Annotated in this window: 19 protein-coding genes and 1 pseudogene; 11 read left to right on the top strand and 9 right to left on the bottom strand. The window is 46.3% G+C overall.

Annotated features, from left to right (window positions below; genetic code table 11):
• Window positions 1-117 precede the first annotated feature (117 nt).
• The 3 genes from QUB10_RS12610 (at window position 118) to QUB10_RS12600 (ending at window position 3559) form a co-directional block, all read left to right on the top strand.
• The gene (locus QUB10_RS12610) at window positions 118-792 is read left to right on the top strand and encodes an Npun_F0813 family protein (RefSeq protein ID WP_333202546.1); all 675 of its coding nucleotides are present in this window, start codon (window positions 118-120) and stop codon (window positions 790-792) included.
• A 558-nt stretch (window positions 793-1350) separates the two neighbouring features.
• A complete protein-coding gene (locus QUB10_RS12605; RefSeq protein WP_333202544.1) occupies window positions 1351-2412 on the top strand; it encodes a hypothetical protein in 1062 nt (353 codons plus the stop codon).
• A 154-nt stretch (window positions 2413-2566) separates the two neighbouring features.
• Complete coding sequence (locus QUB10_RS12600) at window positions 2567-3559, top strand: hypothetical protein (protein WP_333202542.1); 993 nt, start codon at window positions 2567-2569, stop codon at window positions 3557-3559.
• A 14-nt stretch (window positions 3560-3573) separates the two neighbouring features.
• Here the strand turns inward: QUB10_RS12600 and QUB10_RS12595 are convergent, their stop codons facing one another.
• Both QUB10_RS12595 and QUB10_RS12590 read right to left on the bottom strand, forming a co-directional pair.
• Window positions 3574-3849 (bottom strand): LapA family protein, encoded by a 276-nt coding sequence (locus tag QUB10_RS12595; protein WP_333202540.1) that lies wholly within the window; start codon window positions 3847-3849, stop codon window positions 3574-3576.
• Window positions 3850-4220: 371 nt separating this feature from the next.
• Window positions 4221-5654, bottom strand: coding sequence for a phosphoglucomutase/phosphomannomutase family protein (locus QUB10_RS12590; RefSeq protein WP_333202538.1), 1434 nt, complete (start codon window positions 5652-5654; stop codon window positions 4221-4223).
• A 238-nt stretch (window positions 5655-5892) separates the two neighbouring features.
• On the opposite strand from QUB10_RS12590, the gene QUB10_RS12585 reads away from it, so the two are divergent.
• Window positions 5893-6078 carry a hypothetical protein gene (locus QUB10_RS12585; protein ID WP_333202537.1) on the top strand — a complete coding sequence of 62 codons (186 nt, stop codon included), beginning with the start codon at window positions 5893-5895 and terminating at the stop codon, window positions 6076-6078.
• A 459-nt stretch (window positions 6079-6537) separates the two neighbouring features.
• Complete coding sequence (locus QUB10_RS12580) at window positions 6538-7632, top strand: hypothetical protein (protein WP_333202535.1); 1095 nt, start codon at window positions 6538-6540, stop codon at window positions 7630-7632.
• Window positions 7633-7706: 74 nt separating this feature from the next.
• On the opposite strand, the gene QUB10_RS12575 is transcribed toward QUB10_RS12580, so the two are convergent.
• From QUB10_RS12575 to bchM, 3 genes and pseudogenes are all read right to left on the bottom strand, one after another.
• Complete coding sequence (locus tag QUB10_RS12575; protein ID WP_333202533.1) at window positions 7707-8099, bottom strand: DUF423 domain-containing protein; 393 nt, start codon at window positions 8097-8099, stop codon at window positions 7707-7709.
• Window positions 8100-8248: 149 nt separating this feature from the next.
• A pseudogene (locus QUB10_RS12570) lies at window positions 8249-9445 on the bottom strand (ISAzo13 family transposase).
• Between the two features lie 322 nt (window positions 9446-9767).
• The gene (gene bchM, locus QUB10_RS12565; RefSeq protein WP_333202531.1) at window positions 9768-10454 is read right to left on the bottom strand and encodes a magnesium protoporphyrin IX methyltransferase; all 687 of its coding nucleotides are present in this window, start codon (window positions 10452-10454) and stop codon (window positions 9768-9770) included.
• Window positions 10455-10772: 318 nt separating this feature from the next.
• On the opposite strand from bchM, the gene QUB10_RS12560 reads away from it, so the two are divergent.
• On the top strand, window positions 10773-11504 hold the full coding sequence (locus tag QUB10_RS12560) for a DUF4058 family protein (RefSeq protein ID WP_333202529.1): 732 nt from the start codon (window positions 10773-10775) through the stop codon (window positions 11502-11504).
• A gap of 74 nt (window positions 11505-11578) precedes the next feature.
• Here the strand turns inward: QUB10_RS12560 and nagA are convergent, their stop codons facing one another.
• Window positions 11579-12808 (bottom strand): N-acetylglucosamine-6-phosphate deacetylase, encoded by a 1230-nt coding sequence (nagA, locus tag QUB10_RS12555; protein WP_333202527.1) that lies wholly within the window; start codon window positions 12806-12808, stop codon window positions 11579-11581.
• Window positions 12809-13028: 220 nt separating this feature from the next.
• On the opposite strand from nagA, the gene purE reads away from it, so the two are divergent.
• Entirely contained in the window at window positions 13029-13550 is a 522-nt protein-coding gene (gene purE / locus QUB10_RS12550; RefSeq protein ID WP_333202525.1) for a 5-(carboxyamino)imidazole ribonucleotide mutase, read from the top strand.
• Between the two features lie 84 nt (window positions 13551-13634).
• Window positions 13635-15233 (top strand): ammonium transporter, encoded by a 1599-nt coding sequence (locus QUB10_RS12545; protein ID WP_333202523.1) that lies wholly within the window; start codon window positions 13635-13637, stop codon window positions 15231-15233.
• A gap of 431 nt (window positions 15234-15664) precedes the next feature.
• Here the strand turns inward: QUB10_RS12545 and QUB10_RS12540 are convergent, their stop codons facing one another.
• Window positions 15665-16267 carry an IS607 family transposase gene (locus tag QUB10_RS12540; RefSeq protein ID WP_333202521.1) on the bottom strand — a complete coding sequence of 201 codons (603 nt, stop codon included), beginning with the start codon at window positions 16265-16267 and terminating at the stop codon, window positions 15665-15667.
• A gap of 282 nt (window positions 16268-16549) precedes the next feature.
• Between QUB10_RS12540 and QUB10_RS12535 the strand changes: the two genes are divergently transcribed.
• Window positions 16550-17467, top strand: a complete 918-nt coding sequence (locus QUB10_RS12535; protein ID WP_333202519.1) for an SGNH/GDSL hydrolase family protein — start codon at window positions 16550-16552, stop codon at window positions 17465-17467.
• 576 nt (window positions 17468-18043) lie between these two features.
• Window positions 18044-19480: an ammonium transporter gene (locus tag QUB10_RS12530; protein WP_333202517.1), complete on the top strand. Its 1437-nt coding sequence runs from the start codon at window positions 18044-18046 to the stop codon at window positions 19478-19480.
• Window positions 19481-19643: 163 nt separating this feature from the next.
• Here the strand turns inward: QUB10_RS12530 and QUB10_RS12525 are convergent, their stop codons facing one another.
• A complete protein-coding gene (locus QUB10_RS12525) occupies window positions 19644-20033 on the bottom strand; it encodes a GxxExxY protein (RefSeq protein WP_333202515.1) in 390 nt (129 codons plus the stop codon).
• 200 nt (window positions 20034-20233) lie between these two features.
• Here QUB10_RS12525 and QUB10_RS12520 point away from each other — a divergent pair, with 200 nt between their 5' ends.
• Window positions 20234-21439 (top strand): 4-hydroxy-3-methylbut-2-enyl diphosphate reductase, encoded by a 1206-nt coding sequence (locus QUB10_RS12520; RefSeq protein WP_333202513.1) that lies wholly within the window; start codon window positions 20234-20236, stop codon window positions 21437-21439.
• Between the two features lie 172 nt (window positions 21440-21611).
• On the opposite strand, the gene QUB10_RS12515 is transcribed toward QUB10_RS12520, so the two are convergent.
• Window positions 21612-22004, bottom strand: a 393-nt coding sequence (locus QUB10_RS12515) for a transposase (RefSeq protein WP_333202511.1), incomplete at its 5' end; no start/stop codon positions are given.

Below are 22004 nucleotides of genomic sequence, written 5' to 3'. Positions count from 1 at the left end.
GGGAGCAATCCTGCTAATTTAAGTGGACTCGCTGAATCAAGAATCCCCTCGCCTTTAGGCATCGGGAGTGTCAAAAGCACAGCACCTCGGCCATGACAGGAGTCAAATCGCAGTGTCATGTTTATTCTGAAACGGCAGGATGTTGAAATAACCAATTTTCAACACCCAAAACGGGATCAACAAATTCCCATTCTCAATTATCAGGGGCAGACTTTTCGCCTGATCAGCGCCTTCAACGGCAAACAAGCAGAAGACGCCAGAGCCTTGTGGCGGGACTTAACCGACAACCGAGGCAAAGCCTGTGTTCTGCTAGAAGAGCCGGATAGATATAGCGTCTGGGGAAAAGTCCGTTTAGATCAGCTTGCCGGTGAAGAACCGGCAGGGAATGAAGCAGCCAAAGCACCACTGTTCGCGCAGGCTTGTCTGCTGCTCCTCCAAGCTGTTTACTTCGATGTAGAAGACCTCTTAGGCGCAAGGCAAGCCACATCGTTTCAGAAAGATATCGCCAAGGTATTTCAGCAGGGAAACTTCCCCCAGGCAGACTCCCCTGATGCGATAAAAAACTGGCTAACGGTTAGTCCTTTGCAAAATCACAAGGTGCCTCCTTGGCAAGAGCAGCATCTCAAGACCTTATTGCAAGAACTTCACCGTTTGGGTAAATCATATTTTGGCAATACGGACTTCGCTGAGGGAGTTAGCGATGTGCTGCAAGATATGCCAGCACCGGATCGGGCTCAGTTTCTAGATTGGCTGAAACAATCAGCCCTCAACAAGTTGTGGATCGCAGGATAGAAAATCTGTGACAATTGCTCAGACAATTGGGTCGAGATAATTCAGCTTAGATAATTGCACTGTAGGGGGTACGCGATATACAAGTTGGATTGCCAACTTGTATTGACAACCAAATTGTTGATTCGGTTTGGATGCCACCTATGGTCTGGCAATTTAACTAAGTTTCGATCGCACTCCCCACTCACAATCATTGATACGAGTGGGGAAGAGTGAAAGCAAAAAAACAGCTCCCTCAACCTTTGAGGGTATAATTTCAGAGATAGATTTGGTACTGTAAAAACCTTAATGGTGGAGACATCTACCGTATATCTATCATTATATTTCCGGGTACAAGATTGACTAACGACTAATTTATTGAATTAGTAAATAGAGATTATTCTTGCTTAGTCTTTCTATAGTGTACGAGGGCAAAAGTCCCGACGACACACTGAGGACGCCAGTTATCCCGGAAGCGTCAGAGCAAGGTTTTTTAATGTTTTTTGGCGAAAGAATCCTCATCTCCAATCAAAGATTGAGATGGGGTGCGTTCAACCGCTAGTTAGGTCTCGTGGAATCCCTATGAGTAGCACTTCAGAAAAGTCATCTACATCTTCATCTTTACTGTCAGCTCAGACCCTAGTGATTGTGGGCATTGTCTGGGCTGTCATGGCGCTGCTGTTCTTTTTGCTGTTCAGCGTCCCCCTCTCCGCAGAAGAGGGTTTACCTCTGTGGTACTCGATCGGCACTTATGTTTTTGAATGCGGAGCATACTTCGGAGCGGCTTTAGTCTGTTTTAGAAACTGGCAAAGCCCGCACATGGTCAGCGGGCGCAACGTCTGGCTGGGCATTGGTCTGGGGATGCTCTTCTATTTCATAGCAGGCGTGCTTTTCGGGATTTGGGAACTCTATTTCGAGTTAGACCCGGACGTATCTCCTGCCGATGCGTTTTATCTAGGCAGCTATGTGGTACTGATCGGGGGCATGGTTGTAGCTGTGACTTCCAAGCGGCTGAATCTAGAAATTTGGCAGTGGGCTTTGTTAGCCGGAATTGCAGCCTTGGGGATTGCTGTAGCTATCTGGGTTGCTGCACCTGACTCTTGGAGGGCACAGCTAGGAATGGCTCCGGGAGCCACTCAAGAAGTAGTGACAGAATCTGCACCAGCAACCGCTACCACAGGAAGAGCGCCTGCTTTGGACAATTCGTCCAAGATACAGCCAAAAGCAGCAGCGACTGATGCTGCATCCGCACCCGAAGAAGAAGAAGCAGAAGCCGAAATCAAAGCTCCGGCATGGGTGATGGCACTAGACAAGCAACTGGCGCCTCACAAAAATGCAATCAATTTGTTTTACATCGTCGGGGACGTTTTTCTGCTGATTATTGCTACTGCATTGCTGCTGGCGTTTTGGGGAGGACGTTTTTCCCAATCTTGGAGAATGATTGCGGCTGCAACTTTTTCGCTTTACATCGCAGATATGTACTTTAAATGGCGCGATACTCAGGCTGAGGGTAGTTATCAAAGTGGGAGTTTGCTGGAAGTCTTTTTTGTTTTCAGCGCCATCCTGTTCGGAATAGGAGCTATCTTGGAACATGACATCTCAACCCGTTCTCGCCAGAGCAGGCGCAGTCGTCGCGCAGCCTAGCGATTTGAGATTAGGGTTGCTTTGGCAAGCGATGGGGACGCGAAAGCTTTTTTGCCCTTGTCGGCATCTCTGAGCTTGAAATCGAAAATCAAAAATCACAGTTCGCTGACTGCTAGCCTGCGTCTTTTCACGTCTTTTTGCTGGAAAACTTGGCATGACGCCTACAAAACTCTCCGATTCAGACAAACGCGAACTCATCAGGCTGTACCGACAGTCCAACGAGAATACTATCACTCTGGCAAAGCGCTACGGAGTGAGCAGTTCGACTGTAAGGCGCATCCTTCAGGGTGCTTTGTCGGAGCCGGAATACGAATTTCTAGTCCAGCAAAAACAAAAGCGTTTGTCCGATCGCAGCAGTGTTTCTGAACCGACAGAGGCGACTACTGAGTCGTCGGGAGATGGCGAAATCGATCCTGTAGCTGTCCCCCTGTCGGAGTCAGTCCCTGTCCTGCCGTCAGCCTCAAATTCGAGACCGACGATCCGAAAGCGTTCTGAATCAGTCCCTGAACCAGTTGCAGAATTGGATGTTTCTGATGTGCCAGATGCCCCAGCAGCCACTCTTGCCGATCAAAGCCACCGCGCTGTTGTGACTGGTGAACTAAAGGCTATGCTGCCAGCAGAAGGGCTGCTGGCAGGTGAAGATTTTAGCGATTTCGAGGATGAGGATGAGGATGAGGATGAGGATGAGGATGAGGATGATGAAGACGATTTAGATGACGACTTCGACGAAGATGTAGACGATGAAGACTCTCTGTTTGAAGGCAGCCTGCTGGGTTCAATATCGTCGGGCGAGTCGATCCTCTTCGAGGGCTTCGCTAACGAGCTTCGGGGTACAGGGCTGATTGAAGTTTTGCCTTTAAGCGAAGCATCTCTGCCCAAAATTTGTTATTTGGTGGTCGATCGGGCGGCAGAGTTAATCACCAGACCTCTAAAAGCTTTTGGCGAACTGGGTCAAATTCCGGCGGCGGAAATTCGCGAGAAAACCCTGGCAGTGTTTGACAATCACCGAGTGGCCCGCCGATTTGCTACTCGCAATCAAAGGGTATTCAAGATTCCTGACAGCAGTATGCTGCAAAAAGCAGCGCCTTATTTGCGAGCTAAGGGAATTACTCGGTTGCTGATTGACGGTCAGGTATATTCCCTCTAAGGGATCAAATCTCTTTAATATTGTACGGTGTCGGATTCTTCTGGATTTGCCGGAAATTTAGGACGCGAGTTTTGGGAATCTGAAAGGTTCCACAGCGGTTGCAGTAGCGCACCTCCGATCAGTCCTGCACTCAGGCTCATTGCTAATACTACCCCTACGGGCATTTGTATCGATTGAAAAAAGATAAAGTTTAAGGATACTGGGGCGGCGTTCTGCACTGAAATAATGCCGATCGCGCTTACTAAAATTGCTACTAAAAAACTAATGGCGAGCAGAGGAATTGTTTTCATAAAAGGGGTTGACAGGCTAGCAATTTAACTGATATACTTCTTTTATAATCGTAATCTGTGTAAAAATATTATTTTTTCAAACATCCCATTATTTAATAATGTACAATAATATTAGGGCAAAAGTCAAGTAGATGCGGAAAAAATTTATGAATTTTTTAAATTAATTAAAAATTTAACAAACATAAATAAATTTACACTTCCCAAACTTTAACAAATCCCAGTGTATTGCAAATATATAACTGGCCCAGCAGTATCGATGATTAATGTTCAGAGGCTTTGCAAGAGTTATCAAAAATACGTAAGGTGCGCTTCGGCGCACCTCACAATCCCAAGCGCTAGGGGAAAAACCCCCCGTTAGAATAGGTAGAAAGTTAAACAGGTTCTAACTGGGAAATTACCTTTTCCATGTGTTGGGCAACTTGGCTTTCTTTTTCCACAGAATTGGTTTCCATGTAAACGCGCATCAAGGGTTCGGTTCCCGAAGGCCGCAGCAGTACCCAGCCACCGTCTTCAAGATAAAGTTTAATCCCGTCTTTGCGGCCGATTTCCTTAACGCCGATCCCTGCTACTTCTGTGGGGGGGTTCTTGGTAAAAGATTCCAAAACGGCTGCTTTGTGGGCTTCTTCTAGGTGCAAGTCCAAACGTTTGTTGTACAGGGGGCCATCGGCTTCTTTAATGGCTTCTTCTACTAGCTGAGAAAGGGGTTTGCCTTCATAGGCGATCGCCTCAGCAACTAGCATATCAGCCAAAATCCCGTCTTTTTCAGGAATGTGACCCAAAACGCTCAAACCGCCAGATTCTTCGCCACCGATGAGCACCGCAGTTTCCCGCATTTTTTCGCCGATGTATTTAAAACCGACTGCGGTTTCGTAGATTGTTAAACCGTACTTGGCGGCCAAATTGTCCAGCAAGTGGGTAGTTGCGACTGTACGGACGATCGCCCCAGTCAATTTTTTATTCTTAACCAAGTGACGCGCCAGCAGCAACAGTACAGTATTTGGAGTCAAGACATTTCCCAACTCGTCAACAATACCAAAGCGATCGCTGTCGCCATCGGTAGCTAAACCCAAATCCGCCGAATCCTTCTTAACAGCTTCCACCAACTCAACTAACTGTTCTCCCTTGGGTTCGGGCATTCCGCCGCCAAACAGCACGTCGCGGTAGGTATGAAAACTTTCGACATCGCAGCCGCAGTGTTCCAAAACGCCGTCGAGATAGCCGCGAGAAGTCGAGTAGAGAGCGTCGTACTTCACCTTCAACTTAGCAGAGCGAATCCGCTCCACATCGATCAAAGTATAAAGAAACTTCAGATATTCGGGTTTCGGGTCAAAACTGGAGATTTTATCGTTGTGGCTGCCTTTGGCTGGGGCATCAGAAGCACCAGCAATATTTGCCACAATTGTATCAGTAATTTCCGGGGTTGCCGGGCCCGCGTAGTCGGGGATGTATTTGATGCCGCAGTAAGGTGCGGGATTGTGCGAAGCCGTGAACATCAGGGCTCCTGCAGAGTTGAGATGCTTGGCGCTGTAGGCGATGACTGGTGTGGGGCAATCTCGATCGACCACTTTCACAGTCCATCCCAAATCTGCCAATACTTCCGCCGAGGTGCGGGCGAACTCGTCTGCCAGAAAGCGGGTATCGTAGGAGACTAGAACTGGGCGGTCTTTTGTGTAAGCGGTTTCTAGGTAACTGGCGATCGCCCGGGTGACTTTTCGCACGTTGGCAAAAGTAAAGTCATGGGCAATCAGTCCCCGCCACCCATCGGTTCCGAACTTAATTTCTGTTGAATTGCTGCTAGCGCTCATTTTTTCCACTTCCTCTCGTCCTACTAATCCTACCCGAAGGCATAGCCTTAAAGACATACCGGCCGTGCTGTTTGTGAGGATCGATCGCCCGTGGGGCCTAATAAGCCTAATCCTATCGTTGTAGGGACAGGGTTTCGCCTCCGGCAGAGGACTCGATCCCGCCGGATTTGGCAAAATGTGCCCGCTACCGGGCGAGTCACTCGCTAATTCTGGTTTTGAAGGGTAGGTGATCGATCGAATGGACGACGATCAATTGCGGGCGATTCCCTACGGGATAGCTTCGCTTCACGGGGAAGCTAAAAAACCGATCGCAAAAAACAGCCCTGGCAATAGCCTTAACGAAATGCACATAAATCTGATTCTCATCTCAAATTTAATTTTTTATTTAGAAAAGCCGATCGTTAAATTCGTTAGGGCTTCCTAACAATCGCCAGACTCACAATACATTTCTAATTCAGCTAGGGGAATAAATTAACCAAAGTCACCGCTCGATCGTGCTTTAGCCTAGCTTCATTAAGAAATTAGGGCGATCAACCAAACCGCTCCAAAACAAAGATAAGGTATTTCAAGCAGCAGTTTTTTTTAAGCAGACTTAACTTTAATTCTCCGTTTTTAAGACAAATTAAATTTATTTCCAGCCTTCTTTATACGTCAAAAAAATAGATTAGGGTCGCGATCACAGTCACCCTGTGATCGATCGCACAATAAATAACGTTATTAACGTGCAACTTATAAAAGATGCAGGCAGTCGAGCCAAATGGCTTATAGCTTTAAGCGTAATGGCTGATGACTATCAGCGTACAAATGCAGAAAATTGTAGTTAACAACGTTAAAAATTAGGGGAATCGATCCGGTGCGACTTAATAAAAAAACGAGGTTGATCATGACGGGTATTTCACAAATATCTTCAAAGTCTTTACCTGCTGCCGACAAAATTCAACAGGGCGACAGTCTGGCGTCGGAAGGTATTAGCGGATCGGACACTGACAAACTCCCAGAGGCTAAAGGCATCAGCGTTTCTTCCTTCGCAGTTAGCTGGGCAAAAAAATATTACAGTACAGTTGCCGCACGAGAAAACCAAGCCCCGCGACAAATTCCCCAAAGCGCAGAGTTAACTAATTTTGAGGGAAATAGAGCCCCAATAGTTGACAAATTGACAGATACCCTGAAATTAGCCAGCGAGATAGCTTGGAATAGAGTAGAAGCTCTTTTAGGGGAACAAATAGAGCGCCACGCCATCGATAAGAGCTTAATTAATTCTTTAGAAATTGCCGCCGACACTCGCACCTTATATCGGAAAACAATAGACGCTTATGCAGATAGAGAACCTGTTTTCCGCTTGTCAGTGCTGGTGGGAAAAGATATTATCAAAGTGAGGCGAAAATACTCAGAGACAGATCCGTTAGTGCTGGGATTTGTGACGGTGGAATTTCAATACACTAGCAAAATCTTGTTAGGATGTCTTTCGGAGTCAGAGAGAGGGGAATTTGCGCCCTACTTAAAAGTTGTAGACGAGTACCTGCACATTCCCTACGGAGAGATTAACGAGGCTGCGGCGAATCAGCCCCCGAATTCAAGAGCTCTATTAGCCGTTCAGCATTTGTTGCAGCAGACGACTCAGATTGCTAGTGCAGTGTACGATCGAGCTAGTGCCCAGCATCAAGGATACCGCAGCAGCAGTGGGTATTTGAGCGATCGGGAGATAAAAATTTCTGGTATCCGGGATGTCGAGATTTTTCAAAGCTATTTGTGCTGGTGCGTTTTGGAAGGTAGTATTCGCCCGGTACAGCAAGAATTGTTTCCAATTTGCGTGATGTTGTACCCCAAACTTCATGTAAGTTGGGAGTTAGTGCAGGATATGCTGCTGATTTTATTTTGGGAAATATGCGATCGGCTTTCTGCTGAAGATTTAACGGTATTTGTACCTTACTTGCGTACTTTGACAGAGATGTTTTCCAGCGATGTGTTTGAAAATTAGGGCATAGGGCATAGGGCATGGGGTCAAAAAGCGGAGCTCTCGCGGAGGGATTTGGCATTGGGAATTGTCAATCTCTATTTAAAACTAAAAGCTGCCACTGCCAAACATCCCCAACCGACAATAAAAGCAACTCCCCCCAGTGGCGTAATTGCACCCAGCCATTTGATGTCGCTCAAACTCAGGGCGTACAAACTGCCTGAAAAGATGATTGTGCCGGCAATAAAAGCCCATCCAGCCACTGCAAAAAAGGTTTGAGACTCTTGGGCGCGGCTCAAGAGTAAAGCGACGAGTAATAGAGCCAGGGCATGGTACATTTGATATCGGGCGCCGGTCTCAAAAATGGTTAAAGCTCGATCGGTCAATTGATTTTTCAAAGCGTGGGAGGCGAAAGCACCGCCTGCAACGGATAAACCTCCGAAAAGGGCTGCGGCTGCTATAAAAATGCGAATTAAAATTAGCGTTGACATAATATTTATTGAATTGGGAAGAAGGAAGTTCGGCAACGGATTCGCTCCACGGATGTAAAGGATAGAAGGAAGAAGGAAGTTCGGCAACGGATTCGCTCCACGGATGTAACGGATGTAATGAGACCTCCACAAAAAGAATGATCCAATAGCTATGTGGGTTTAGCGAAAATTTCCACAAACCATTTGTGAAGATTGGGGAGACGATTAATCTGGGTTTCAATTTCTGCCATAGCTAACTTGTTAATTTTAACTCCCGTGGAGTAAATTCTTTCTACTAATGTCACTACTGGATTTTTATCCTTAAATGTGAGAGTTTTGGCGAAATTTACTACACTCTCAACAGTGTCAAGTAAACTACCATTCCAATGCTTTTATAACCAACCAAAACAACGTTCTACTGGGTTATATTTACTATATGGCGGATAATAAGCCAATTGTAACGTCAGTTGAGATTTTCGGGAAAAATCTAAAATTCGTTTCATAAACTGAGTACGACGAGAATGATTTTCCGGGCCATTATCCTGATTAATAACCAATTTCTGAATGTGACTAAAACGGTGTTTGACAGTTTGCCACCAACTTTCAAGTAAGTCAACTATACAATCAGCCGTCAACTTAGAAGTAACGAAGAATAAAAATAACTCATTGTACTCAGGCAGAAAAATGCAATAGGGAATCACAGTTGATTGAGTCGAAAAATCATGGTCTAATGCAATAGTTGGCGTCCGATTTTTACCACCTCTATCAAATTCTCCAATCTTGACGGAAGCCTTGGCATCAATGGAGATTCGGAGAGTATTAGGGTTATTATCAGCTTCTGTATTGATTTGTCCAAGTTCTTCAAAAATGGCTGATGTTTCGGGGATTTTTTTGACAGGCTTAGTTTTAAGAACTCGTTTTAAGGTATAACCCAAATCATTCAATCTTCGTCGAATTGTTTCTGTACTCGGTAGTTCTTCGTCAGTATAACCAAATTGTTCAATTAATTGACTACGCACTTCATTGGCAGTAATGCGTGTATATAATCGCGTACTCTTAAAGCTAGGATCAGTTTGACTGTGTGGGTCTACTAACGATTTAATATCTTTCAATAAGTTGGGTAATTTTGTTTCAACCCGCTTTCGTCCACTGCGCTTGAAACCATCGACAATTGGCTCACCACTTTTCAATTCTTTCATCCCTTTACGAATGGTGCGTCTGTTCCATCCTAACTCCCGTTCTACTAACGTTTGTCCACCTATTCCTAAACCTTTGACTACCGATCCCATGAATTGTCGTCTGTCTGTCCCCTTGAGTTTTTTAGCTGTTTTGATGTAAAGAGATTTGGCGTGTTCGGTCAGTTTCATGATAGATTTTAGAGACATAAGATAGGCTGCACACTGAAATTATCTTTTGGTCATTATAGGATCAATCATTCTGTGGTGTTCCCTAAAGGATAGAAGGAAGAAGGAAGAAGGAAGAGGGAAGAAGGAAGAGGGAAGAAGGAAGAGGGAAAAACATCTAATTGTTGAGATAGAAGGTGCGCGGTGCGTGCCTTACTTGTCATTGCGAGCCTCCGCGAAGCAATCGCATAGTAGAGATGTTTACTGGCCTAACTCTGGGAAGGGAAGGTGCGCTAGGCGCACCCTATGCTGATGATAAGTTAGCTTTTTTGCCGATATTTTGACCCTATTTTCGCACAGCTTCCAGCAAGCGAGAATAGTAAAAGCTAGTGCTAGTCATCGCTGTTCTGTTAATCACAAAACCATTGTTTTCTAAGATTTTGATAATATCAGCTTCGCGGTGCTGGTAAGCGCGGGTAGTTTTGCTCGGGCCGGGGAAAAGTTCGCCAAATTTTTTGAGGGCGGTGAGTGCTAAAGTTTTGGGGGCAAAACTGATAATTAGTCGCGATTGGGCGATCGAACTTAGGTGAGCAATCATTTCCGCAGCCTTATCTTGAGGATAGTGGATCAGCACGTCCAAACAAATGACAGTGTGAAATTTGCCCGTTAAAGCTTCCAAATCTTGGGCGGCGAAAGAGATGTTATAGAGCTTGCCGGGAACGGCTGTCGATCGAGCGTAGGCTTCTGCTACCATCTTTTCAGAGATATCGCTAGCGCAAACAATCGCCCCAGCCTCAGCCAGAGGAATACTCAGAGATCCCACACCGCAGCCCGCATCGCAGACAGAAAGCCCCGGTAAATTGCCGTCAGCTTCTAGCCAGCCGAGCACTGTATCCACTGTTTGCTGGTGCCCGGTGCGGATGTCTAGCTGAACTTTATTGACTTTGCCGTCGCCGTAAATTCGCTGCCACCGATCGAATCCCGTCGAGTTAAAATACTGTCTAACTATAGTCTTGTCGTCTACCAAATTCATCGATCTGCCTGCTGCTGAGTTATTGCCAACGGTTAAATATTATAAAGCTGCAGTGACAGTTATTGTTGACCGAAAGTAATTTAGTCCGGGGCCCCCGGATTTATCAGTGGGTTAAGTTCTTCAATTTTAAATCTAAAATCTAAAATCTAAAATCTAAAATCGATTGACACTCCCCACCCAATTAAATTGAGTTAGATTTACTTATACGGGCGATCGCAACTCGAACAATCCCGAATTGACAAACTAATTCCATAAAAACCGAGTTCAGCCGATCGCACATTCGGTCGATAATTTTAATCAGCCCTAACTTTAAAAAATATGGTGCTACAAGATCATTTCCGCCCGCCGCTGTCGGTTCGCCGTCACTGGCACGCCTTTCACAACGCCTGGGCGACTTACATTGCATCCGATTTGAATGCCAAATTACCCGCAAATTACTTTGCCGAGCCCAACGTGCAGTTTGGGATTGAAATTGATGTAGCAGCTTTTGAGGAACCTCTACCGGAGTTTGATTGTCCAGAGACGGTAATTCGTTTGCCAATAGATTTCCCAAACAATTGGATGTCACCCCCAGCCCAAAGCGTGCCTTTTATAACTGCGGCCCAAACGGTGCAAGTCAGTATTTTTAGCACTGAAGCCGGCCCGGTATTAGCCGGTGCAATTGAATTAGTAAGTCCTGCCAACAAAGATCGTTCTACTCATCGCGGTGCTTTTGTTTCTAAGTGCGAGACGTATTTGCGCCAGGGAATTGGGTTGGTAATAGTTGATGTTGTGACGGGAAGGAAGGCAAATCTTCATAATGAATTGTTAGCCCGTCTGGCTGGAGGAAGCGCTTCGCCCTTCGACGCTGAACTCTATGCTACAGCTTATCGAGCGATCGAGCGATCCGGCAACCAATGCCTCGATATTTGGCAGGAAAAACTGGCTGTGGGCTGCGAGCTCCCGGTTTTACCGCTGTGGCTGCGGGGCGAGATTTGCTTGGCTGTGGAATTAAATAATATTTACGATCGAACTTGCCGAGAACACCGAATTGCTGTTAGCAGCGCTTAGCATAAGGAATCTTCCTCCTCACTAGGAACTCTACTGCGCGAGAAACTAATGGCATGGAAACTAAATGGAACCACTTAAAACAACCGATGCCAAGCCAATTCTTTTGTCGGTTCATTTAAATGCCAGCGCAATAATTGAGTTGCCGAATTGCCGATAATTCCCGAAAGTGCGATCGCCTTTCTTGGAGATTCAGTTGCCAGGGCGATCGCACTTTCGGCATCGCAAATCCCCCACTCCACCAAATTCTGAACTCCCGCCAACAGTGGCAGAGTAGTACCTGCCAAAGTAGCACATTCCAGGACCGAGTGATAATCTAATCTTACCCAAGCTGTACCTTTTCTGACTTCAATTTGTCGGGAATCCCAAGGATAAACACCGTCAGGCAAACCCAAAGGAGCCAAAGCATCGCTCACTAAAAAAACGCCTTTTTGATACCTACCAGCGCGTAGCAAAAAATCAATCATTGTCGGAGAAACGTGTTTCCCGTCAGCAATTAAACCGCATTTTACCCCCGGATAAACAATCGCCGCTCCCAACAAACCCGGTTCTCTGTGGTGCAAACTCGGCATCGCATTAAAAGCGTGAGTTACCATTGAAGCTCCCCGCTCAAATGCTTGCTGCGCTTGCTCTGCCGTCGCTTGGGAGTGTCCGAGACTGACGGAAATTCCCAAACTTTGCAAATAGGAAATGACTTCGCCAGTGCTGTCTAACTCCGGCGCTAAAGTAATTATTTTGACAATATCGGCACAATCTCCTAAAACTTGCTTGACATTTTCTATAGTTAGCGGTAATAAAAACTCAACTGGGTGAGCTCCTCGTTTCTGGGGGTTGAGAAAAGGGCCTTCGAGATGAACGCCAAGAATTTCCGCTGTTTTGGGTTTAATTGTTGCCCGATCGGCGGTTTGTACAGTGCGGATATAATCAGCTATAGTAGAGAGCGATCGCCTAAACTTATCCAGCGAAGTTGTAACCAAAGTCGGCAAAAAAGCATCCACTCCCTGATTCCACAAAAATTGACAAATTTTCGGCAAAATTTCAATATGCTTGCTTTCTAAATCGGGAAAAGCAAAACCGAGGGCGCCGTTAATCTGCAAGTCAACACCGCCCAGAGAAAGCCAATCGCCTGCTACATCAAGCACGTGCAAATGGGGAGGACAAATCCGTTTAAATACGGCGTCCATCGGCAAAACTTCTTGAATGATTCCCGTTTCGTCAACAGCAAGCATCTGCAAATCCTTGCAACCGGGGAGGCGAACATTGAGAATATCTGTGGGGGCGGCAGTTGGGGTTGTGGCTTCAGTCATCCGATTTTAGATTTTAGATTTTAGATTTTATATTCGCTAGGGATAAATCCGTGGGCTGGCGATGAGGATGGGCAGCTTTTTGCGGGCTGCACGGCTGATCAGACTGCGGCTGGAGGCAAAATTGCTTTTAAGGGTCAGTTTTGGTACAAAATATCTAAATTTGACTTAACGCAATCATTTAAAATTAGCATTTATCTGAAATCTGAAATCGGAAAATTGCATGAATCAACCGACAGTTGGAATTATCATGGGTAGCGATTCGGATTTGCCAACCATGAAAGATGCGATCGCAGTTTGCGAAGAATTCAGTGTTGGTTGCTCCGTGGCGATCGTCTCGGCGCACCGCACCCCTGATCGCATGGTGGAATACGCCCAAACCGCGCACCAACGAGGCTTGAAAGTCATTATCGCAGGTGCCGGGGGAGCGGCGCACCTCCCAGGTATGGTAGCATCTTTAACCCCCTTGCCCGTAATTGGGGTGCCCGTACCGAGTCGCCACCTCCAAGGCCTAGATTCACTGTACTCGATCGTGCAAATGCCAGCCGGGATACCCGTAGCCACAGTGGGGATCGGCAACGCCAAGAATGCTGGCTTGCTGGCAGTTCAGATACTGGCAGCTCATCAGCCAGAATTGCTAGAGCGAGTTTTGCATTACCGCAAAACTTTGTCCGAATCTGTACTGAAAAAACAAAATCAACTAGAAGAGCTAGGCTATCATAACTATCTCAATCTCAACAAATAATCCAATAAACTTTTGTAGTAAGATTGGAAAGTTTTCCGAATATTGCTGAGCTTACTAGCCGTAAAGAGGGTAAAAGTGATTAAAATGACTGTCGGAAAGAAAAAGTCGAAACAAGTCAGGCGGGAGACTTTAAATTTGCCAGCAGCTAAATTTTTTACGAAAGTCAACAGGTTGAAGAAATTACAAAGGGCGATCTCCCGCCTCACTCCAAGTTGGCAAGCCTGCATACCAATAGCAGCAATCATCGTCTTGGTGTGGGGATATGCGGCGGTAGCCCAAACCCCTGCTACGCCAACCACCGAGGAACAATTAGCAAGCCTTAAGGTGGGCATGGATACCATGTGGGTCATGGTGGCGGGGATGCTAGTGTTCTTTATGAACGCCGGTTTCGGTATGTTGGAAACCGGTTTTTGTCGCCAAAAAAATGCAGTCAACGTGCTGTCCAAAAACTTGATTGTTTTTGCGCTTGCTACGATCGCCTATTGGGCGATCGGCTTTGGCTTAATGTTCAGCAATGGCAACAATTTTATCGGCAGCAGCGGATTTTTCCTGTGGAACGTAGCTGACAACAGCCCCGCCACAGGAGACGCTTATCAAGGCATTTTCGAGTCGCTTAACTGGACGGGAGTCCCCCTCAACGCTAAATTCTTTTTCCAATTAGTTTTTGCGGGAACTGCTGCCACGATCGTTTCTGGAGCCGTTGCAGAGCGAATTAAATTCCTTGAATTCTTAATTTTCAGCTTGCTGCTAGTAGGAATTGCTTACCCGATTACCGGACACTGGATTTGGGGCGGCGGCTGGCTGGCAGACGCAGGCTTCTACGATTTTGCCGGTTCGACAGTGATTCACTCGGTAGGCGGTTGGGCTGCTTTGATGGGAGCGGCATTTTTGGGGCCGCGGATCGGCAAGTACCGCGACGGCGATACTGTGGCGATGCCGGGACACAATATGAGCATTGCCACCCTGGGCTGTTTGATTCTGTGGTTGGGTTGGTTCGGGTTCAATCCCGGTTCGACAATGGCAGTCGATCCAAATGCGATCGCCCATATTGCGATCACCACCAACACCGCCGGGGCCTTCGGGGGAGTTGCTGCAACCATTACTGCTTGGCTGTACCTTGGCAAACCCGACCTTTCGATGATTATCAACGGCATCCTTGCCGGCTTAGTCGGCGTAACAGCGAGCTGCGCTTGGATCAACATACCCAACTCTGCCATTATCGGTACGATCGCCGGTATCCTGGTAGTTTTCGCAGTAACCTTCTTCGACAACTTGAAAATTGACGACCCTGTAGGCGCAACTTCAGTTCACTTAGTCTGCGGGATCTGGGGAACTCTGGCAGTTGGCTTATTTGCTGACGGGCCTACAACTGGACTATATACCGCAGGCCCTGCAGCCGGACTGCTTGTGGGCGGAGGTTTCGGTCAACTCTGGGCGCAGTTGGTCGGCATTATCTCTGTAGGCGGGATGACCGTGCTGCTGAGTACGATTTTTTGGCTGGCACTCAAAGCTTTGCTGGGTATCCGCGTTTCTGCTTTAGAGGAGGCTGAAGGTTTGGATATCGGCGAACACGGGATGGAAGCTTACACCGGGTTTGTGAAGGAAACCAGCTTGGATAACAGAAGTGAGAGCAGCTACGGCGGTTATGGTGGGGGTTCTGGGGGCAAGACTACCAAACTGTAGAGCGTGCGAAGATCTCGACCAATTCAGCTTTCGTGTCCTAAATTAGCTATTTATCAGCTAATTCACCCCTTTATTCAGAAAAACCCGAATCTGAAATACCCGCCAACTTATGGCTGTCTATCGTTGTGCTCGCGTTTCAATCTTCGATGCGAACGCGGGCATATTTTTATTTTTAATTGACCTTTAATGGCTGACATATGGGGTTGCACAATTGCACAATTTGAGGATGATTATGGTGGGGTGTCCCACCTGCTGTGAAAATACACCCCTTCGAGCTTCGAGAGCCCATCCGACCAAAAAAATCCAAATCATCCCGCTATTATGCAACACGTTACATATAGTAGTTGGCGATTGCATGAGATGTGCGCCGCTAATTGGTAATTGGGAATTGAGAATCTGTAACTAACGAACTTTGCAAACTGGTGTATTGATTAGAGTTTACCGGCAATTGCTTTAAGTTCTTCAACGACGCGCTTGTTTTTGGGATTCCTGCTGCCATCAAGGCGGGCGGAGACAACAGTGATTATTTCTAGTATATCTTTAGCTAAATCCTCGTCACAGCTAGCATTCTCGGTTTGATTTATAATCACTACCTCTGTCCCAAAGTGTTCGCACAAATTAAAAATTAGTTCAGAACCAAATCTCAGCAGTCTGTCTTTGTGAGTTAATACCAACCTTTCTACTTGATTGTCTGCGATCGCCCGAATTAGATGTTGTAAACCCCGCTTACTGTAATTAACCCCAGAACCTACATCATCAATGATTTGGAATTGCCAGCCCTGAGATGCACAAAACAATTCCAAAACTTGTTTTTGTCTGTCTAAATCATCTTTTTGGTTGTGACTGCTAACCCGAGCGTAAGCAATGGTTAAAGCTCCGTTGGGTTTTAACCCGAGAAGATGACCTAGGTCATAGCGTCTGTGACCATTAGCGGTGCGTTCGGGTATTAGCTTGCCTTCGGCTTCCCACCTGCGTAAGGTGGAAGCGCTCACACCTTTAATTTTGGCTGCTTCAGTTATAGTTAATTTTTTCATTTTTGGATTTTAGCATCATGACTGAGTAAGTTCGATCACTTTTAGATATATTTTTGTGCAGTGCGGCAGCTTTGACAAATCCAATTTATGTGCAGGAAAGTTTGGTAGGCAGATTTTTTATGGTAAAGTAGTGCGAAAAAGCAAAGTTCTGCATCGCCGCCCTTGCCCAACACAGCACAGTGCTTGATTATTACAAGAATTGAGGGTTTAATTGAGCGGTAAAATTTGATGCAGCAATCAGTGCAAATTATTCGGTGTGAGGCCTGCAAATAGCTTGAGTTTATGGAGAAGTTTGGAGGAGGTAGCAGAAGTAGAACTCATAAATCCCTCTTAGGGATGGAAGTTAGCCGATCGAAAACTGTTCCGGTTTGGGCTTTGCTATCTCTGGTGACGAACGGGGTACTGATAGTTACAGTCGCTCAACTACTGCTGCGGGGACACAACTTGACAGAAAGCTTCCAGGCGAATGATGCGGTGACAGCAGAAGCGGTTGAGGAACAAATTGGCCAACCGGCGATCTCTGCAAAGGCAGTGCTAGACGTGCCTGTTCCCGGGCCGCGACACAAATGGACTTACCAGCAGTGGGTGACGCAGTTGGGGCGCGAAGCTGAGGCGGTGGCGGCGAATCGACCCTCAAGACTGAGTGTTTTGGCTGGGGATTCTCTGAGTATGTGGTTTCCGACAAAGCTGTTACCAGTCGATCGAATTTGGCTGAATCAAGGGATTTCGGGGGAGACTTCCGTGGGTTTGCTGAAGCGGTTGCAGTTGTTCGATCGAACTGCGCCGGATACTGTTTTTGTGATGATTGGGATTAACGATTTGTTGCGGGGCGCCAGCGACGAAGGGATTTTGGACAACCAGCGGCAGATTATTCGCGATTTGCGGTGGGCTCACCCCAAAGCACAAGTAGTTGTGCAGTCGATTTTGCCCCACAGCGGGGAACAAGCTACTTGGGAAAATCGCGATCGGCTGTTGGCAATTCCTAACAGTCGGATTAGGGCAATAAATCGACGGCTGAAAGAAATTGCTAGTTCGGAAAATGTTTTGTATCTGGATTTGTACCCGCTGTTTGCGGATGCTGAGGGCAATTTGCCAACTGAACTCAGCACAGACGGCTTGCACCTTAACGATCAAGGTTATCTGGTTTGGCGATCGGCCCTGCAACTGTTCGATCAGATGCAGTTGAAAAATGAGTCATGAGTTATTAGTCATTAGTCATTAGTCATTAGTCATTAGTCATTAGTCATTAGTCATTAGTCATTAGTCATTAGTCATTAGTTATTAGTCATTAGTCATTAGTCATGAGTTATTAGTCATTAGTCATGAGTTATTAGTCATTAGTCATGAGTTATTAGTCATTAGTCATTAGTCATTAGTCATGAGTTATTAGTCATTAGTTAGAAAAATAAAGGATGAAGTCCTATTCTCCCCAACTCTCCCCCTCTCCGATTACTCTGCTATCACTGGCTATGTCAAGTATCGACTGATAGATTAAGAAATATGATAGTTAGCTATTTAGTATAGGGTGATACAGAATAACGGTTTGTACAAATGGTGCAATCCAAAAGGCATAGACCATTAGATTGATAGTGGACGAATTTAGATGAGTCCGGCTATACGAAGGCGGGGGGTTGAGGATTGGGGAATTATCTATTGAAGATTTGTTCCGCTAACACAGGGACTTAAAACCAAATAACTATTGCATCTAAAATCCTCACATCTAAAATCGGCTCGGTCTTCCCTGAAAATTGCTGAGTATGAAAAGGTACAACTAACGTGATCAAAAAAAGTTTAACGATCGGCATCATCGCGCTGTGGCTGTTAAGCGTGCCGCTGACCGGCAATGCCTTAGCTCAAGATGCTGGTGCCGCTGCTGCGGTGGCGCCGAATCCGATCGATAGCGGCGATACGGCCTGGATGTTGGTTTCCTCAGCACTGGTATTGCTGATGACACCGGGACTGGCGTTTTTCTACGGGGGACTGGTGCGATCGCGCAACGTCCTCAACACCATGATGATGAGCTTGGTGATGATGGGAACGATCGGCGTCACCTGGACGCTGTGGGGGTACAGTTTAGCCTTTGATGTCACCGCCAGCAACCTCGATGCTAAAGGGTTTGGTCAAGGGATCGAAAGCTTCATCGGCGGTTTCGACTGGATGTTCTTGAACAACGTCACGGCGGACACACCAGATCCGATCGGCTACGCACTGACAATACCCCACCAAGTATTCATGGTGTACCAAATGATGTTCGCCATCATCACTCCAGCCTTGATTTCCGGGGCGATCGTCGAACGGGTAACATTTAAAACCTATTTCTGGTTCGTGCTGCTGTGGTCTACCTTCATCTACTCTCCTTTAGCCCACTGGGTTTGGGGTAGAGGCTGGCTGCAGGCGATCGGATCTTTGGACTTTGCCGGCGGCACAGTCGTACACATTAGTTCCGGTGTTTCTGCGGTTGTCGCAGCTTGGATGATCGGGCCTCGCAAAGACCACTTGAACAAGCCCCACACCCCTCACAACGTACCCTACGTCTTGCTGGGAATTGGGATGCTGTGGTTCGGCTGGTTTGGCTTCAACGGCGGTAGCGCTTTGGGAGCTGGTTCTTTAGCAACAGTGGCTTTTGTCACCACGATGATTTCTGCTGCAGCCGGGGGTTTAACTTGGACAATTGTGGAATGGGTGCTCAGAGGCAAACCGACAGCAGTGGGAATTGCTAGCGGTTTCCTCGCGGGATTGGTGGGCATCACACCTGCGGCTGGATTCGTGCTGCCAGTGGGAGCGCTTTTGATCGGATCGATTACTTCGGTTTGCTGCTTCTTTGCCGTTAGTTTCCGAGCTAAGCTGGGATTTGACGACTCTTTGGATACCTTCCCGGTTCACGGCGTCGGCGGAACTGTGGGCGCGATTCTGACTGGCTTATTTGCGACTAAAGCGGTTAACGCTGCCGGAAATGACGGGCTGTTTGCCGGGAATCCGGGGCTAATCGTCACCCAGTTTGTAGGCGTTCTAGCTACTTACGTGTTTGCGGGTGTCGGCACTTTTGTGATCCTGAAAATTTTGGAACAGTTTATGGAATTGCGAGTGCCATCATCTGCTGAAGACAAAGGTTTGGATATTGACCTGCACGGGGAAGAAGCTTACGGTGAGGATTTTGCCGGCGGTTTCAGTTCGTTTGAATCGAGTTCTCCTTTTGCGCCTAAGAAGATTTGAAGCTGATTTTCTGTGGGAGTTCGATCGTGTAGAGACTCAGTTATCTGGGTCTCCAGGCTTTTTTTAAGTTTTTTTTTAACGAACCGCGAAGGCGCGTTCGGCGAAGCCGTTCCCGTAGGGTAGAGCGCGAAGAAGGAAGAGGAAGGAGGAGGAGGAAGAAGGGTTAAGATGAGAGTATGATCCGTTTGATGCCTTCTTTGAGGATGGGAACGTTGAAGTTGATCAGAAGGCCCAAGCTGTTTTTGGTCATTTTAAGATAAGAGATAACTTGGGCTTCGTGGATGGGAGCTAGCTTTTCTACAGCTTTTACTTCGACAATGAGGATATCGCCAACCATAAAGTCTAATTGACCTTCGCCGACTTGATGACCTTTGTAGGTGATTGCTACGGGCTTTTTAGGCTGACAAGGTATCCCCCGCATCCGAAATTCAACTTCTAAGGATTCCTGATACACTGATTCTAAAAATCCTGGCCCCAAAAGCCGATGCACCTCAATAGCCGCCCCAATCACTCTATAGGCTAAGTGTTCTAGCTGTTCGCCCAATTGTCTCATTACTCTTTCTTCTTCCTTCGCGTCCTACCCTACGGGAACGGCTTCGCCGAACGCGTCTTCGCGGTTCATTCCTTCTTCCCCCTCATGTGTCGATCGTATAAATAGCATATCCCCTCTTCCCTACTGAGCCAATAAGCCCGATCGCACCCCAGGCATTCTAAAATCAAAGGTAATTAACCTAGATTTCTACTCGATACCGCATGGATACTAAAGCTTTTAAACGATCGCTCCAACAGTCTGAAAACTACCACCGCAAGGGTTTCGGACACGAAGCTGAGGTAGCTGGCGTGATGCAGACAGCTTATCAAAGCAGTCTGATCCAGCAAATTCGCGACAATAATTACAGGCTGGAACGCGGCGCAGTCACGATCCGGCTGGCTGAGGCTTTTGGCTTTTGCTGGGGGGTGGAACGCGCTGTAGCTATTGCTTACGAGACTCGCCAGCATTTCCCCTCGGAACGGATTTGGATTACTAATGAGATTATTCATAATCCGTCTGTGAATCAGCATTTGCGCGATATGGAAGTTGGTTTTATTGCTGTTGAAAAGGGGCAGAAAGATTTTTCGGTTGTCGATAGTGGGGATGTGGTAATTTTACCTGCTTTTGGAGCGAGTGTCCAAGAAATGCAGTTGCTTAATGATAAGGGCTGCAAGATTGTTGATACTACTTGTCCTTGGGTTTCTAAGGTTTGGAATACTGTTGAAAAGCACAAAAAGAGGAATTATACTTCGATTATTCACGGTCAATATAAGCATGAGGAAACTGTTGCTACGAGTTCTTTTGCTGATAAGTATTTGATTGTATTGAATTGGCAGGAAGCTGAATATGTCAGCAATTATATCTTGAATGGGGGCGACCGCGATGAGTTTATTGCTAAATTTAGCAAGGCTTATTCTGCTGGTTTTGACCCCGATGTGGATTTGGAAAGTGTTGGTATTGCTAACCAAACTACTATGCTCAAAACTGAGACAGAGAACATTGGTAAGTTGTTTGAAAAAACGATGATGCGGAAGTTCGGGCCGGAGAATTTGAATGAGCATTTTCTGAGTTTTAATACTATCTGCGATGCGACTCAGGAACGCCAAGATGCTATGTTGAGTTTGGTTGAGGAAAAGTTGGATTTGATGCTGGTGATTGGGGGTTTTAATTCTTCTAATACTACGCATCTGCAGGAAATTGCGATCGACAAAACTGTTCCTTCTTATCACATTGATTGTGCGGAGCGCATTTTACCCGGAAATCGGATCGAACACAAGCCTTTGGGGGCAGATTTGATCGTAGCTGAAGGTTGGCTACCCGATGGTAAAATTGTGGTGGGTGTGACTTCGGGTGCTTCTACGCCTGATAAGGTTGTTGAAGATGCGATCGATCGCATTTTCGCGATGAAAGCGGCTGCGATTGTGTAATTATATTGTTTCGGCACTGCACTCGGAATCATAATTTTCTCAGTTAATTTTCTCAGTGCAGGGCGAGTGTCTCTTTGCGAGTGCGATCGAGACGCTCGCTCGCAAAAAGATATAATTCTGATGTTAAACTAATTTCAACCCATTAATTCTCCCCAATTAAGCTGTTCGACATCTAAACTGCATTAACTAAGTTACCTTTGTTTTTGATCTTTCGGTTCCATTTCATAATTAATTCTCCTTCATTTAAAAGTTTATGTAACAGTGATTCTAGTTTTTCAATGGATTCAAATAATCTATTAGCAACATATTCCTTTGCGGAATGCCATACTAATTCAACTAGGTTATAGTCAGGGCTATACTTGGGCAAAAACTCTATGATTAGATTCGGCATCTCTGACGCTATTTTCTGCAAAGTCTCTGCTTTTTTATGAAAACTAGCGTTGTCCAAAATTATCACAAACTTACAGCCCTTATCTTTAAAGTCTTCTGCTAAATTTCCTTGCAATATCCACTCGGATTTTAAATCTTCATAAAAAGTTTTCAGCACAGCATAAAAATTAGCAGA

This window comes from Microcoleus sp. B5-D4, assembly GCF_036705145.1.
Classification (GTDB): domain Bacteria; phylum Cyanobacteriota; class Cyanobacteriia; order Cyanobacteriales; family Microcoleaceae; genus Microcoleus.
Note: the sequence above shows the minus strand (reverse complement) of the source record. Positions and strands in the feature narration are given on the sequence as shown.